13 protein-coding genes and 1 pseudogene are annotated in these 14,492 nt (G+C 69.3%); 9 read left to right on the top strand and 5 right to left on the bottom strand.

The window, feature by feature from the left end; all coding sequences use genetic code 11:
- Window positions 1-119 precede the first annotated feature (119 nt).
- Complete coding sequence (locus tag ACIHCL_RS36370; RefSeq protein ID WP_399868818.1) at window positions 120-1,871, bottom strand: protein kinase; 1,752 nt, start codon at window positions 1,869-1,871, stop codon at window positions 120-122.
- 365 nt (window positions 1,872-2,236) lie between these two features.
- Between ACIHCL_RS36370 and ACIHCL_RS36365 the strand changes: the two genes are divergently transcribed.
- Complete coding sequence (locus ACIHCL_RS36365; protein ID WP_399868816.1) at window positions 2,237-4,489, top strand: protein kinase; 2,253 nt, start codon at window positions 2,237-2,239, stop codon at window positions 4,487-4,489.
- A 108-nt stretch (window positions 4,490-4,597) separates the two neighbouring features.
- Here ACIHCL_RS36365 and ACIHCL_RS36360 read toward each other — a convergent pair whose 3' ends face one another.
- The 4 genes from ACIHCL_RS36360 to ACIHCL_RS36345 all read right to left on the bottom strand — a co-directional run bounded on the left by ACIHCL_RS36360 (window position 4,598) and on the right by ACIHCL_RS36345 (window position 6,302).
- Window positions 4,598-4,702 (bottom strand): Helicase associated domain protein, encoded by a 105-nt coding sequence (locus tag ACIHCL_RS36360; RefSeq protein WP_399868815.1) that lies wholly within the window; start codon window positions 4,700-4,702, stop codon window positions 4,598-4,600.
- 7 nt (window positions 4,703-4,709) lie between these two features.
- Entirely contained in the window at window positions 4,710-4,982 is a 273-nt protein-coding gene (locus ACIHCL_RS36355) for a hypothetical protein (RefSeq protein ID WP_399868813.1), read from the bottom strand.
- A gap of 499 nt (window positions 4,983-5,481) precedes the next feature.
- On the bottom strand, window positions 5,482-5,631 hold the full coding sequence (locus ACIHCL_RS36350) for a hypothetical protein (RefSeq protein ID WP_399868811.1): 150 nt from the start codon (window positions 5,629-5,631) through the stop codon (window positions 5,482-5,484).
- Window positions 5,628-6,302 carry a hypothetical protein gene (locus ACIHCL_RS36345; protein ID WP_399868809.1) on the bottom strand — a complete coding sequence of 225 codons (675 nt, stop codon included), beginning with the start codon at window positions 6,300-6,302 and terminating at the stop codon, window positions 5,628-5,630. Before ACIHCL_RS36345 ends, ACIHCL_RS36350 begins: the two co-directional genes overlap by 4 nt.
- A 119-nt stretch (window positions 6,303-6,421) precedes the next feature.
- Between ACIHCL_RS36345 and ACIHCL_RS36340 the strand changes: the two genes are divergently transcribed.
- From ACIHCL_RS36340 to ACIHCL_RS36305, 8 genes and pseudogenes are all read left to right on the top strand, one after another.
- Entirely contained in the window at window positions 6,422-7,597 is a 1,176-nt protein-coding gene (locus tag ACIHCL_RS36340; RefSeq protein WP_399868808.1) for a hypothetical protein, read from the top strand.
- Between the two features lie 30 nt (window positions 7,598-7,627).
- Complete coding sequence (locus ACIHCL_RS36335) at window positions 7,628-8,128, top strand: helix-turn-helix domain-containing protein (protein ID WP_399868807.1); 501 nt, start codon at window positions 7,628-7,630, stop codon at window positions 8,126-8,128.
- Between the two features lie 53 nt (window positions 8,129-8,181).
- Complete coding sequence (locus ACIHCL_RS36330; RefSeq protein WP_399868805.1) at window positions 8,182-8,520, top strand: helix-turn-helix domain-containing protein; 339 nt, start codon at window positions 8,182-8,184, stop codon at window positions 8,518-8,520.
- A 562-nt stretch (window positions 8,521-9,082) separates the two neighbouring features.
- A complete protein-coding gene (locus tag ACIHCL_RS36325) occupies window positions 9,083-9,838 on the top strand; it encodes a (5-formylfuran-3-yl)methyl phosphate synthase (protein WP_399868803.1) in 756 nt (251 codons plus the stop codon).
- A 7-nt stretch (window positions 9,839-9,845) separates the two neighbouring features.
- Window positions 9,846-11,249, top strand: a complete 1,404-nt coding sequence (locus ACIHCL_RS36320) for an aldehyde dehydrogenase family protein (protein ID WP_399868801.1) — start codon at window positions 9,846-9,848, stop codon at window positions 11,247-11,249.
- 2 nt (window positions 11,250-11,251) lie between these two features.
- Window positions 11,252-12,358 carry an NAD(P)-dependent alcohol dehydrogenase gene (locus tag ACIHCL_RS36315; protein ID WP_399868799.1) on the top strand — a complete coding sequence of 369 codons (1,107 nt, stop codon included), beginning with the start codon at window positions 11,252-11,254 and terminating at the stop codon, window positions 12,356-12,358.
- Window positions 12,359-12,438: 80 nt separating this feature from the next.
- Window positions 12,439-13,344, top strand: coding sequence for a class I SAM-dependent methyltransferase (locus ACIHCL_RS36310; RefSeq protein ID WP_399868796.1), 906 nt, complete (start codon window positions 12,439-12,441; stop codon window positions 13,342-13,344).
- Window positions 13,345-13,439: 95 nt separating this feature from the next.
- A pseudogene (locus ACIHCL_RS36305) lies at window positions 13,440-14,339 on the top strand (GNAT family N-acetyltransferase); the annotation flags it as partial.
- Between the last annotated feature and the right edge of the window lie 153 nt (window positions 14,340-14,492).

Genomic DNA, 14,492 nt, shown 5'->3' with positions numbered 1-14,492 from the left:
CGCACGACGGCGGAGCTCAAGCGGGTAACGGGAAGGTCGCGCCATGACTCGATCCTTTCATGAAATCGAGTCTCCATTCGAATCGGGGCGGTTCAGGGACGACGTAGTCGAGCTACCGGTCAGCCCTGGGCCTTGGCCGCTTGCATCGCGCTCAGCCGACGGACATAGAGAGCGGCAACGACCGCTGCTGCCACGGCCAGTACATGCAAGGCCAGAGTGGTCCAGGTCTCCGGCTGGAACTGCGCAAGGGCGCTCCAGTTCTCCTTGAGGGACGTAGTCCATGGCCTCATGAGGAGCGGCCAAGTCATGAGGGTGAACAGGCAGGCGACCCACCAGGTATGCAGCAGACGGGCCCGGTCCGTGCCGTTGCTCTGGCCGGGTGGGCTGGAGGCATGCCAGACATCGTTGGCGATCTGCTTGGGCAGGAAGAGATTCGCGACCGGGATGAACCATCCCACCACCGCCATGGACGGGCGGTACCGCAGCCGGTCGGGAGCGAACTGCTCGGCGACAGAGCGCACGTCGGCGAACCAAATGAGCCAGCTCACTACCAGCCCTGCGCCGAAGAGTAGTTGGGCGGTCCATAGAGCGTAGAGGGCGAAGTCGTCCCAGGTCACCACGCCCGCGTGCTCCCAAAAGGCATCCCAGGTCCTGTAGAAAGACCTTCTATACGGGTGTCCCTGGTCGGTGGCGACGGTGATCTGCTGGACAACTGTGAGTGCGGAGATCAGGGCGGAGAGCGTGAGAAACCAGTAGACAGCGGCTCGGGACCCATCGGCCGGGCCTGTCCGGCCGCGTGCGCTACGGCGTTCGTCGGCCAGTCGGGTCGGCAGTTCCCGGACCTGCCCGGCCTGGTCGCGCTGAGGTCCCTGTGGCACCTGGTCGACGACCGTGGGCGAGTACAGCGGTTTGGCCGGGACTGCGGCTACCGTTTCGGCGTCCGGATTTGTGCTGGCCGGAGTTACCCGGGTGTGCGGGTCCTCCTGGTCGAGGAGCTGGACGGCTTCCTGGCCGAGCCTGGTCAGCACCTCCAACGGCAGCCAGGGGCTCAGCGAGTGGTACTGGGTGTCCTGCCGCTCCCACAGTTCAGCCAGAGTAGGCCGGTCTGCCGGATCCTTGGCGAGGCAGGCCTCGACAAGTTCCCGCAGGGGCTCGTGCACGCCGGTGAGGTCCGGCGGCTCGTGCACCACCTTGTACATCAAGGCGTGCGCCTGCCCCCCAGCCACCTCGAACGGGAGCCGCCCGGAGGCGGCGAAGGCGAGAACCGCGCCGAGCGAGAAGATGTCGCTCGCCTCGGTCAGATTCACGCCCCGGATCTGCTCCGGCGACATGAAGCCGGGCGAGCCGACCACCACCCCGGTGGTAGTCAGGCCACCTGTGGTGGAGTCCAGGGCACGGGCGATGCCGAAGTCGATCACCCTCGGGCCGTCGATGGTCACCATGACGTTCGACGGCTTCAGATCACGGTGGACCAGCCCGGCGGCATGGATATCACCCAACGCCCGGCACAACCCCGAGGCCAGACCCCGCACCGAGTGCTCCGGCAGCGGCCCGTGCTCCACCACCACCTGCTGCAGGGTCGGCCCGGCGACGTAGGCCGTCGCAACCCAGGGCAGTGCCGCGTCCGGGTCAGCGGCAAGCACGGCAGCCGTCCATTCCCCGCCGACCCGCCGGGCCACGGCGGTCTCCTCGGCAAAGCGGCGCCGGAAATCCGGGGTTGCCGCCAGCTCGGCGCGGATGGTCTTCACCGCTACCATCCGACCTCGCGGGGACCGGGCCAGGTAGACCACGCCCATGCCACCTTCACCCAGCCGGCCAAGAAGCCGGTAGCCAGCGATCCGCTCGGGGTCCTGCTCTCGCAACGGCTGCACGGTAGGTAGCTCCCCCCTGGAACATCACTGCGGCGCACCGAGACTACTCTTGGTGGCTCTGTACGTGTGCGTCGCCTCCGGCACACTCCTGCCCGGCCTGGCAGCACAACGCGCCGAAAGGGAAGGCCGCGCCGGCAGCGCGTGCCCGTACGCGAAAGCCAGCCCTCCAGCAAGGCGGCTCCCCCATACCGCGCCCAGGCGAACGGTCGTTGCCCGCACAGAAGCTGACCGAGTCCTTGGACACAGTCGCGGGAGGCCGCATCGGCGGTTCAGGATTGATCTGGCCTTTCCTGCAGCCGAGTTATACCTGTGGGGCGACGGAATCCGTATCGTGTTCAGTCCGCGCTCGACGCAAGTGGGGGACCGTGACGCAGGAGGCACAGCCGGATCAGGTGATCGACGGCCGCTACCGGCTGATCGCGAAGCTGGGAGCCGGGGGGTTCGGAGAAGTCTGGAAGGCCCACGATGAGACCCTGCGCATCGACGTGGCGGTCAAAGCGGTGCGGGTTCCCCCCGCAGCATTGGCCGAGGAGCAGGCCGAGCGGTTGATCCGCGCAGCGCGCGAGGCCCGCAATGCCGCGAGGCTGCGGGATCATCCGAATATCGTTGCCGTCCACGATGTCGTCGTCCACAGAGGTGTCCCATGGACCGTTATGCAACTGGTCGTAGGTGCCTCGCTCCAGGAGCATCTCGATGCACACGGCCCCCTGCCCGTGAACAGCGCGGAGACACTCGCCTCGGCGCTGCTGAGTGCCCTGGGCGCGGCCCACAACGCCGGGATCGTGCACCGCGATGTCAAGCCCGCCAACGTCATGCTGGCAGGCGACCAGATGCTGCTCACGGACTTCGGGATCGCCGTTCACCAGCAGGACACTGCCCTGACCGGCACCGGGATGCTCATCGGCTCTGCGGAGTACATGGCTCCGGAGCGGGTCCGCGGCAAGGACGGCGTGCCGGCCAGCGACCTGTTCTCCCTCGGTGTTACGTTGTACCAGGCCATCGAGGGTGTCTCGCCGTTCCGCCGGAGCACATTCGAAGCTTCGCTCAGCGCGGTCCTTTTCGACGACCCGCCCCAGTCGCAGCACGCAGGACGGCTCACCGAGCTCATCACCCGGCTCCTGAACAAGGTTCCGGACCAGCGCCCGACCGTTGTGCAGGCGCAGGCCTTGCTCAGTGCGGCACGCGACCACACCCCACCGCCCCCCGGCAGCGAGAACGGCGTCCGTCACCAGCCACCCGGCCCGACCGGAGACCGCCGGCAGCGTGCGGCGGCGGCCCTGACCACCGCCGAACACCTCGCCCGCCGCTTTACCACGGACGGAAACAAAGCTTGGGCATTGTGCCGGATCGCGCAGGTTGAGGCCTCCATTGACCCCGACAGGGCCCGGCAGCTTGCGGACGAAGCCGAGCGCACCGTCCGCGGCCTCCCCGACGGCGAGGAAGACGCCCATGCGATGGTGCTGGCCTGGGTCGCAAACAGCCTGGCCTCCATTGACCCCGACAGGGCCCGGCAGCTTGCGGACGAAGCCGAGCGCACCGTCCGCGGCCTCCCCGACGGCGAGGAAGACGCCCATGCGATGGTGCTGGCCTGGGTCGCAAACAGCCTGGCCTCCATTGACCCCGACAGGGCCCGGCAGCTTGCAGACGAAGCCGAGCGCCTCGCCCGCGAGAGCTCTGATTCCGCCTTTATGAGGATGGCACTGGGCCGAGTCGCGGACACGTTGGTCACCGTCGAACCCGCCCGGGCCCAACAGCTCCGGACTGAGGCCATGCAGGTCACCAGCACCCCGTTCCCGGGCAAGCCTAAACGCGCTCCTCGTGGCGCCTCGTTCAGCAGTGAAGCAGAGCGCCGTGCCCGCGCCACCTTCGGCCGGTTCAACCGGGTGAGAGCGCTGGTCAAGGTGGCGCGGCAACTGGCCGAGACCGACCCCGTCCGAGCCGGGCAGGTGACGGGCGAGGCCGAACGCACCGCCCAGACCATCTACTTCAACTGGAGGCGCGCAGGGGCGTACGCGAAACTCGGGGAGGCCCAAGCCCAGATCGCGCAAGAACTTGCCGCCGAGGACCCCGACGAGGCCATGACTCTCGTGGATAAGGCCCGCACCCACCTGGAGGGGCACTACACAGACCCTCGCCAGCTGCAGATTGTGAAGGCGCTGGCCGCGATCGCGGAGGCAGTGGCCTCCACTGACCCCGACCGGGCCCGCACCTTTGTGGACGAGGCCGAACGCCTCGCCCACGACATCTCCGACGGCAACTGGAGGGACCTGGCGCTTGAGCACATCGTGGAGGCGCTGACTGGGGTCGGGGAGGGCCTGGCCGTGATCGATCCTGATCGGGCCCGACTGGTGCTGCGCGAAGCCGAGCGCGCCATCCGCAACCTTCCCCACGATGCCAGGAGCAGTCCGCAGGAGGCAGTCGTGGAGGGGCTGGCCCATATTGCGCGAGGGCTGGCTGCTGAGGATCCCGACCGGGCTCGCACTTTCGCGGACGAGGCCGAACGCCTCGCCCACGACATCTCCGAGGACATCTGGAGGGACCTGGCGCTTGAGCAGATCGTGGAGGCGCTGACCTCGATCAGCACCACCTTGATGTCGTCGCCCCAGGAGCAGACCTGACGCCAGTAGGCCGGAGCCGGAGCTGGCAGACCCCGCACTACGCGGGGCCCGCCCGCCACGTACACCTGGCCCCCCGCACAGCCGAGGACGGCCCCACCGCTGCCCGGCCTACCAGCGCATGCCGAGCGCGTCTAGGTCCGCCCGCCGCTGTTCGGTGAGCTTGGCGGCGCGTTTGCGGACGTTGTCGAGCCAGGTGCCGAGCTTGACCTCCACGACCCCGTCAGCGCCGTTCTACCCGCCCGACCAGGCGTTCGATGTGCTTCCGAGGCACTTTCAGGCGCCCTTTCTGGGCGTGGAACTGGCGGGCCGCCGCAAGGTTGGCGGCCCACTTCGCGCCCTGCCCCCGCGGCACCGGCCGCCCTGCCTCCTCCTTCTCAGCCGGTGTGAGTCCGAGGGCGTTCTCCAGCAGCCACTGCTGCGCGGCCAGCAACTGCTCCCACCCGTGCCGCTGCGCGGGCACCCACCGGCCGAAATCTTCGCCCTGGACGACCACCGTCCCCGCGGCCGTGCGTTCGCCTTGGTGAAGAAGACCGTGACCACTTCCGGCGCAGCGGTGGTGTCGGTGTCGAGGCCCTTGCCGTGGCGGTTGGGCGATGGGCTGTGCCGTCGAACATTCGCTCAGCAGGCCATCGGCGCTATGCCGTCTCACTCCGATTGAAGACGTCAGAGTTTGCGACGCGCCTTCAAGGTGACTGAGACGCGCAGAGGAGGGGAGGAGTTTGAGAGGAGCACGGGGGCGCGAGCCCTCTCTCAGGAGCAGGCCGCCGGACTGCCTCACCGAACTGGTCCTGGCCGCACCGAAGTTCGGTGAGGGGGAGCGGCCCGAAATCCCAGGATCTACACGCACACCAGTGCGATGCTGCAGCTCGGAACCCCCTGGCATCGCGCTCAAGTGCGTGTAGGACCCGGGTACGGCGCTGCTGGCCCGGGCAGCGCAGGACCCCGGGCCGCCCGCGCGCCCCAGGGCCCTGCCCGCCGGTCTCACCCGCCACTCACCAGTCGTCGGGTGCGCTGCCCACCCACGCGATCGGCCGGCCCTCCTTGTTGCGGTGAGCGGGAGTGCCGGGCCCAGCCGCCCTGGACGCCGGGGCGCCCTCCGGCTCGGCGAGGTCGCCGACGACCGCCTCGACCGTGACCGTCACCGGTCATCCTCCGGGGCAGGGGCCTCCTCGAGGGTGCCGCCGGTGGCGTGTTGGCGTGCCGTGGCAAGGGCGGTCGCCCGGCCGAACAGGTAGGGGCTGGCTCCGGTGAAGCGGGCGTGCTGCCAGGCGCTGCCGTCCCAGTGGCGGGCCTGCGCGGCCCCCTCGAAGACGGCCCAGCGATCGGTGTTCTCGGGGTCGCGGGCGACGACGTACTCACCGCCGCGACGCTGTCCGGGGATGCGGTACTCGGAGATGAAGGACGCGGACTCGGTCGCCGACGCCTTCTCCTTCTCCTCCCAGAGCCGGAACTTCTCCTCGTCCTCGGCGTCGTAGAAGCGAACGGTGCGCCAGCGCTCGGTGTCGAACCCAGCGACGTCCTCCCACTTGGACGCGACATTGGTCAGCCGATTCCAGGTGGTCTTGATGTCCTGGATGCGGGTCAGCTTCTTGCGTTCGTTTTCCCGGGCCTCGGCCACGACCGCGTCGCGGAACTCGTAGCTGAGGGACCCGGCGAAGCCGGGCACCAGGCTGCGCAGGGCGGCGTTGGTCCGGTACTCCTGTGTGCCGACCTTGAGGTGCTGGCCGTTGAGGACGTCCATGAGGAAGTTGGTGACGGCGTCCACGTCGTCCAAGGTGATGTCGGCGGCGTAGCGCAGGGGTTCGGTGGCCATGCGGTGGGTGCCCTCCCTCGTCTCCGGCGACCGGGTGACTGGTCGTCATGTCCCGTTCTGTCGCGTCGGATAACGGGAGGTTATCCGACGCGATCACTCGTCCGGCTACCGTTTCCGCCATGACCACCGGATCCCGCCCGCGCTTCTCCGTCCGCGTCGGCCTCGCCGCCGCGCCCGACCACGACGGCCCCTTCGAGGACGTCCCCGAGCACCTGCTCGTGCCGCTCCAGAAGTGGGTCAACGACGCGCTCCACTGGAACTACAGGCAGCCGAAGGAAGAGGAAGCGCGTGCCATCTGCCTGCGGCTGCGCATCCCCTCGGTTGTGGATCCGGCCATCTTTCGGAGGGTGGATTTCGTCCAGCCGCTCGCGCAGGCAACCGGCGCCCAGTTGCTGGACGTGGTGGACGAGGTCCTCCAGAGTTGGACTGCGGGCGAGCACGGAGCCAAGGTCCTTACCGACATCCTTGACGATGCCGGGTCGGCCTATCGGGTCAACGAGGCCATGGACGGGCTGGAGGAGCGAGTCACCCCGGCCGTGCGCGACGCGGTCCGCCAGACGATCGCCGACGCGGCGGTCGGGCCCGCCACCGGGTCGGCCGCCGACCACCTCGCCGCCGCCTGGCAGGCGGCCTACGGGCGCGGCCCGGACCCGGTGCGCGCGTACAGCGAGGCCATCAAGGCGGTGGAGGCCGCGGCGCACGCCACCATCCAGGCCAACAACAAGAAGGCCACGCTTGGCACCATGCTCGGCGAGATCAACAACGCCCGGCACAAGTTCGACACCGCCATCCCCACCCCGGCAGGCAAGGACGCCATCGCCCCGGCCGAGGCGATGATGCGCGCACTGTGGGAAGGCCAGACCTCCCGCCATGGCGACAAACACCCACAGTGCCCGAAACCCTGGAGGCCGCCCGCGCCGGCGTCCACCTGGCTGCTGCCTTGGTTCAGTGGTTCGTCTCCGGTGCCGTGGTACGCACGCCCTGAGTCCCGCCAAGCCGCCGACCCAGCGGCTCACGATGTCTTATCCGACGTGATGCGAGTCACTTGGATCAAATTCCGCAGAGAAACGTTCAACCCGCCCGATCGACAGGGCTGCTCCGGCAGACTTCTCCTGGTCTCCACACCACCCGCGCATCGACTGGTTCGCCGTCCTAGCCGAGCCGCAGGTGGAGTGCATGAGCGCCTGGGGCCCGGGGCGAGGAGACCACCAGCGACGCCCATCTCACGAAGGAGCACCGGAGCGGTCGGGCCTCGCGCTCCGGGCTGCCGCCCTCTACAGTCGGCGGCAACCTGACACTGACGAGCAGAAGGGAGGGAGGGTTCCGTGCGGTCCGAGGTGCTGCGAGCGTTCCGGTTCACGCTGAACCCGACCTCCGCCCAGGAAGAAGTGCTGCACCGTCATGCCGACGCGGCGCGGTGGGCGTTCAACCACGCGCTCGGCATGAAGGTGGCCGCGCACCAGCAGTGGCGGCAGCAGGTCCAGGCCCTCGTCGACACCGGAGCCTCCGAAACGCAGGCCCGCAAGCACGTCAAGGTGCCCGTCCCGACGAAGCCCACGGTTCAAAAGCACCTGAACCAGATCAAGGGCGGCTCCCGGACCCCGGACCTGCCCGAAGGAGCCCTCGGACCCGCAAGACCGTGCCCGTGGTGGCACGAAGTCAACACCTACGCGTTCCAGTCCGCGTTCATCGACGCCGACCGCGCCTGGGCGAACTGGCTGGACTCACTGCGCGGCCGCCTTATCCTCCACGGATGCCTCAAAGACCGCACCCGCTACGACGAAGCAACCGCCTGGTCCCACCACGCCCAACCCCACCCCGCTTGACACTCAACGAGATGAGATGTCTGTCCACAGGCGAGCCGTGAGGCCCTGGAGGCATGAGCGATCACGAGCAGCAGCAGCCGGCCCCGAGCCGCGGCAAGGTCCTGGATGCCCTCGTGCGGGCGGAGCGGAAGGTCTTCACCCGGCCCGCGCCGAAATCCGCGAAGGCTCAGGTGAAATTCCTCCTCACGCGGGCGAAGGGCTCGACCAAGGCGGTGGCGGAGCGCCTGGGCGTCTCGCGCCGCACGGTCGAGCGCTACCGCGCCCGGAAGCTGACACTGACGACGCCGCAGAAGCGCCTCCGGGCCGCCCTGGTGGGGAGGAGACCGAATCCGAGTGGCAGCCGCAGGTCAGAGCACAGGCACGTGCGCGGGCGGCCACCTCGCGGGGGATGATGGTGGAGGTGGTGGCGTACTTCGGATTCACCTGCACCGGCAGCTCCGACGACGGCCGTCAGCCCCACAGCACCACGGACATATCACCCGCCTACGTGCGGCAGATCCAGGATCTCCAGACGGCCGGAGCGACGGACGAGGAGCTGCATCCGGTCGTCGCGGCGGCCATCACCGAACGTATTTCACGGAATGGGGCACACGGGCAGACGGTCTGCGCGCGGATTTCACACACGTCCAGTCCATAGAATTCCGGTTCTGACCCAGCCGAATTTACGACCTGCTAGAAACGTATCCGTGAGCCGAAGCACGATAGTTGCCACAAGGGCAGACTGGTTGTCATTAATTTCACGAGCTATTCGCCGACCGGGCGAATTGTTGCCTGTGGGGTAGTTTGTTCCGGTATATACGGCGCACTGCATGTGGGCATGAGCACCTTATGGGTACTGTGTGCGCCCTCCCGGTCCCTCAGGGTGACGGAAATGATGAGCGCACCGCACATGAGCCAGGTGATCCGCGGTCCCCTGTCCCTCGGCCGGGCGGACTGGCGGCGAAGGAGGTCAGGGTGTTGCTTCTCATCTCCCCGGACGGTGTCGAGGAGGCTCTCGATTGCGCGAAGGCGGCCGAGCATCTCGACATCGTCGACGTCAAGAAGCCTGATGAGGGCTCTCTCGGCGCGAACTTCCCCTGGGTCATCAGGGAGATCCGCGACGCGGTCCCGGCGAACAAGCCGGTGTCCGCGACCGTGGGGGATGTCCCGTACAAGCCCGGCACGGTGGCTCAGGCTGCGCTCGGCGCGGTCGTCTCGGGGGCCACGTACATCAAGGTCGGCCTCTATGGATGCACGACGCCTGATCAGGGCATCGAGGTCATGCGCGCGGTCGTCCGGGCGGTGAAGGATCACCGCCCGGATGCGCTCGTCGTCGCCTCGGGCTATGCCGACGCCCACCGGATCGGCTGCGTCAATCCGCTCGCTGTACCCGACATCGCCGCCCGCTCCGGCGCCGACGCCGCAATGCTGGACACGGCGATCAAGGACGGGACGCGGTTGTTCGACCACGTTCCGCCGGACGTCTGTGCCGAGTTTGTCCGGCTGACTCACGCATCCGGTCGGCTCGCGGCTCTCGCGGGCAGTGTCGCCCAGGCCGACCTCGGTCCGCTGACCCGCATCGGTACGGACATCGTGGGCGTGCGGGGAGCGGTCTGTGAGGGCGGTGACCGCAATGCCGGAAGGGTTCAGCCGCATCTGGTGGCCGCCTTCCGGGCGGAGATGGACCGGCACGCCCGAGAGCTCACCGTCGGCGTCCCCTCCGTGCACTGACGCTGTCATGCCGACCTCTGAGGCCGATCGTGTCCCCGGATGCCGGGCCGTACGTTTCGCCGTCGTTGACCCGGCCACCGGGGAGATCTTCGACGAGGCTCCCGGTCAGCCGCCGGACGAGTTGGACGTCGTGGTCGACCGGGCTCACCGGGCCTGGCACGGCTGGCGGGCCGACCCCGTCGCACGCACCTCTGCGTTGCGCGTGGCGGCCGGCGCAGTGGAGGCGGCCGGCGCTTCCCTCGCCCGGTTGCTCACCCGGGAACAGGGCAAGCCCCTGGCCGAGTCGTACGCGGAGGTCGCCCGTGCGGCGGCCCGCCTGCGCTACTTCGCCGACCTGGCCCCCAGAACCCGGCGGATCACCGACGGCCGGCCCGTGCACAGCGAGATCCGCTGGCGCCCCCTCGGACCCGTCGCCGCCATCGTGCCGTGGAACTTTCCCCTCCAGCTCGCGGCGGCGAAGTTCGCGCCCGCGCTCGCGGCGGGCAACACCATGGTCCTCAAACCGTCCCCGTTCACCCCCCTCGCCACCCGACTGCTCGGCTCCGTCCTCGCCACCGCCCTGCCCGAGGACGTCCTGACCGTCGTCACCGGCCGCGAACCCCTCGGCGCCCGCCTCGCCTCCCACCCGGGCATCCGCCACGTCACCTTCACCGGCTCGGTGCCCACCGGGCGGGCCGTCGCCGAAGCGGCGGCGGCCTCCCTCGCCCGGGTCACCCTGGAACTGGGCGGCAACGACGCCGCCGTCCTGCTGGACGATGTCGACGTGGACCGGATCGCGGACCGGCTGTTCTGGGCCGCGTTCCGCAACTGTGGGCAGGTCTGCATGGCGGTCAAGCGCGTCTACGCCCCGGCCCAGCTCCACGCCGAAGTCGTCGAAGCCCTCGCCCAACGCGCGAAGACCGTCGCCATCGGGGCCGGCCTCGACTCGAACACCCGGCTGGGCCCGGTCAACAACGCCCCCCAGCTGGCCCGGGTCGAGCAGGTCACGAAGCAGGCCCTGGCGGACGGAGCCCGGGCGGCGGCTGGCGGCCACCGACTGGACGGGCCGGGCTACTTCTTCGCTCCCACGATTCTTACCGATGTCCCGCCCGGCAGCCCGGTAGTGACCAAGGAACAGTTCGGACCCGTCCTGCCGGTGCTGCCGTACCGGAGCCTCGACGAAGCCGTCGACGCGGCCAACGGCACCGGCTTCGGACTGGGCGGATCCGTATGGGGCACCGATCTCGACCGGGCCGAGGCCGTGGCAGACCGGCTCGAATGCGGCACGGCCTGGATCAACCACCATGCCGAACTGTCCCTCGCCCAGCCCTTCGCAGGCGTCAAGAACAGCGGTGTCGGCGTCGCCGGCGGACCGTGGGGGCTCTACGGCAACCTCCGGCCGTTCGTCGTCCACCGTCCGCAGGAGGCATGACGATGAGGTTCCAGGCGGCTGTACTGCGCTCGTACGAAGACCCGTTCACGGTCGAGGAGGTGACCCTGCGCACGGAACCCGCCGCTGGCGAAATCCTGGTCGAGATCGCGGGCTGCGGGATGTGCCGGACCGATCTTGCGGCCCGGCGATCGGCCGGCCGCAGCCCGCTGCCGGCGGTGCTCGGCCACGAGGGGGCCGGGGTCGTGGTGCGGACGGGCGGCGGCCTGGACGCCGCGGTCGGCGTCGGCGACCACGTCGTGCTGAGCTTCGACTCCTGCGGGCACTGCCAAACCTGCCGCGGCGCGGCCCCCGCCTACTGCGACTCCTTCGCCTCCCTCAACCTCTTCGGAGGACGCAAGGAGGACGCGCCGCGGCTCACCGACGCGACCGGGGGAGCGCTGGCCCCCCGCTGGTTCGGCCAGTCCTCGTTCGCCGAGTACGCGCTCGTCCCGGCCCGCAACGCCGTCCGGGTCGACCCCGCACTGCCCGTCGAGCTGCTCGGGCCCCTCGGCTGCGGCTTCCTCACCGGCGCCGGAGCAGTGCTGAACGCCTTCGGCGCCGGCCCCGGCGACACCCTCGCGGTCTTCGGCGCCGGATCGGTGGGCCTGGCCGCCGTGATGGCAGCCACCGCCGCCGGGGCGGTGACCGTGGCCGTCGACCGGCATCCCGGGCGGCTGGCCCTGGCCGAACGGTTCGGCGCGATCCCGCTGCCCGCAGCAACGGCCGGACTGCCCGAGCTGATCTGGCGCCTGACCGAGGGCGGCGTGCAGTACGCGCTGGACACCACGGCCTCGTCCCTGCTCATCAACGACGCGCTCCGGGCACTGCGCCCCACCGGCAGCCTCGGCTTGGTGGCACGGCTCCACACCGCGCTGCCGCTCGAACCAGGCACGCTGGATCGAGGCCGCAGCATCCGTCACATCTGCGAAGGGGACGCCGTACCTGGACTGCTGATACCCCGATTGGTCGGGCTATGGCAAGCCGGACGCTTCCCCTTCGACCAGCTGATCCGCACCTACCCACTAGCCGACATCAACGAGGCCGAACGCGACTGCGACGCGGGCCGCGTGGTCAAACCCGTCCTGCTCCCAGAGCGAAGAAGCCGATGATCGAGGCATACAGCACCGCAGACTCACCGCATCCGACAAGCAGACACCTCACGCTCACTACTCCCGACAACGGAGGAAACATGGCCGGCACGGCGCCACAGCCCACGGACGTGGAAGGCGTGGACGCAGGCGTGGGTCTGACCGCCCTCCTGGTCGCCGCGGCCCGGGCGATCGAGACCCACCGCCACGACAGCCTGGCCCAGGACACCTACGCGGAACACTTCGTGCGCGCCGCCCCGGCGTGCGCGCACTGGCCGGTGCGCATCGAACAGGTTCCGGACGGGGACGGCAACCCGCTGTGGGGACGGTTCGCCCGCTACTTCGGCCTGAGGACCCGGGTCCTCGACGACTTCCTACTCCGGTCGGTCCGTACAAGCGCCCGCCAAGTCGTCCTGCTCGGCGCCGGGTTGGACACCCGCGCCTTCCGGTTGGACTGGCCCTCCGGCTGCGTCATCTTCGAGATCGACAGAGCGGGCGTGCTGGCGTTCAAGCACCAAGTGCTCACGGACCTGCCAGCCACCCTGAAGGTAAAGCGCATCCCTGTACCGGTCGACCTGCGCGCCGACTGGGTCACCGCGCTGACCACCGCCGGCTTCAACCCGGCCGCACCGAGCGTCTGGCTGGCCGAGGGACTCCTCTTCTACCTGCCGGGCCCCGCCGAGACGTACCTCATCGACACGGTGGACCGGCTGACCACCGAAGGCAGCACACTGGCCTTCGAGGCCAAGCTGGAAAAGGACCTGCAGGCATACCGCGACAGCCCGATCTACACGGCGACGCGAGAGCAAATCGGCATCAACCTGCTCCACCTCTTCGACAAGGGACCACGACCCGACTCCGCGGGCGATCTGACGGCCAAGGGCTGGTCCACCTCAATGCACACGCCCTTCGACTTCACGCGCCGGCACCGACGTGGCCCCCTGCCCGAGCCCAACGATGCGCTGGAGGGAAACCGGTGGGTGTTCGCGCACAAGCCCTCGCCCTGACACCCGCAACGCTCACGATGACGTCCGCACGAAGGCTGAAGGCGGGGCCCCGGCCGCAGGCCCCGCCCGGCGGAACGCGTCCCGCCGCAAGCGGCTACCAGCTGCTGCTCGACTCGGTCCAGCGCACGGGCCGCACCGTAGCCCCTGCCATCACCCTGCCGAAGACGACCTTCGCCTACACCCAGTTGGCCAACCGCCTCGACAGGACCGGTGACGGCTACGCGCCGTTCATCAAGGCCCGGCTGTCCACGGTCGCGGACGAATCCGGCGGTCAGATCGACGTCAACTACTCCGAACCCGCCTGCGACTTCGCCGCGCTGCCGACCCCGCAGACCAACACCACCCGCTGCTTCCCGCAGTACATCGGCGGCAGTACCTCGGACGACCCCGAGCGGCAGTGGTTCAACAAGTACGTGGTCACCTCCGTCACCGCCACCGACCGGACCGGCGGGGCACCGGATGAAGTCACCACCTACCGGTACCTGGGTGGTGCGGCCTGGCACTACGACGATGACGACGGCCTGACCAAGGAGAAGTTCAAGACCTGGTCGCAGTGGCGCGGCTACGGCAAGGTCCGGGTGCGGACCGGCGGCCAGGGCGGCGCCCCGGACACTGCCCAGGTCCTGCGGTCGCGCTACCAGCGCATGACCGCAGGCTCCCCCGCCCCGGCCGTGGCCTGGCTGAACTGGGTGATCCGGCTGCGTGACGAGTCCTGCCTGACGGGCACCGTCCAGGCGACGATCAGCCCCGGCGTCCGCGGCGCCGTCGCGGAGATCGCCTGGGTGGTGGGAACCCCATGGCAGGGAAGAGGCATCGCCACCGAAGCGGCCCAAGGACTCGCCGGCTGGCTCAGCCGGCCCTCGGTGCACGCCATCATCGCGCACGTCCACCCTGAACACCGAGCCTCCGCTGCCGTCGCCGCAGCCGCCGGGCTCACGCCCACCAACGAATGGCATGACGGCGAGATCCGATGGCACCGGAGCGTCAGGCCGTAACTTCAGCGATCCACAGATCTTGACAATTGCTCCACTGTGGCCGTTGTGTCTGTTCCCAGTCGTGGTCTGTTGAGGCCGTGGACATGGCCGGTGGGGGTGCGGGGTCTGTGGGTGTGCTCTGTTCGTTTGTGCTGCCGTTGGCGAAGATGAGCA

Source organism: Streptomyces sp. NPDC052042 (assembly GCF_044548345.1).
Classification (GTDB): Bacteria; Actinomycetota; Actinomycetes; order Streptomycetales; family Streptomycetaceae; genus Streptomyces.
Note: the sequence above shows the minus strand (reverse complement) of the source record. Positions and strands in the feature narration are given on the sequence as shown.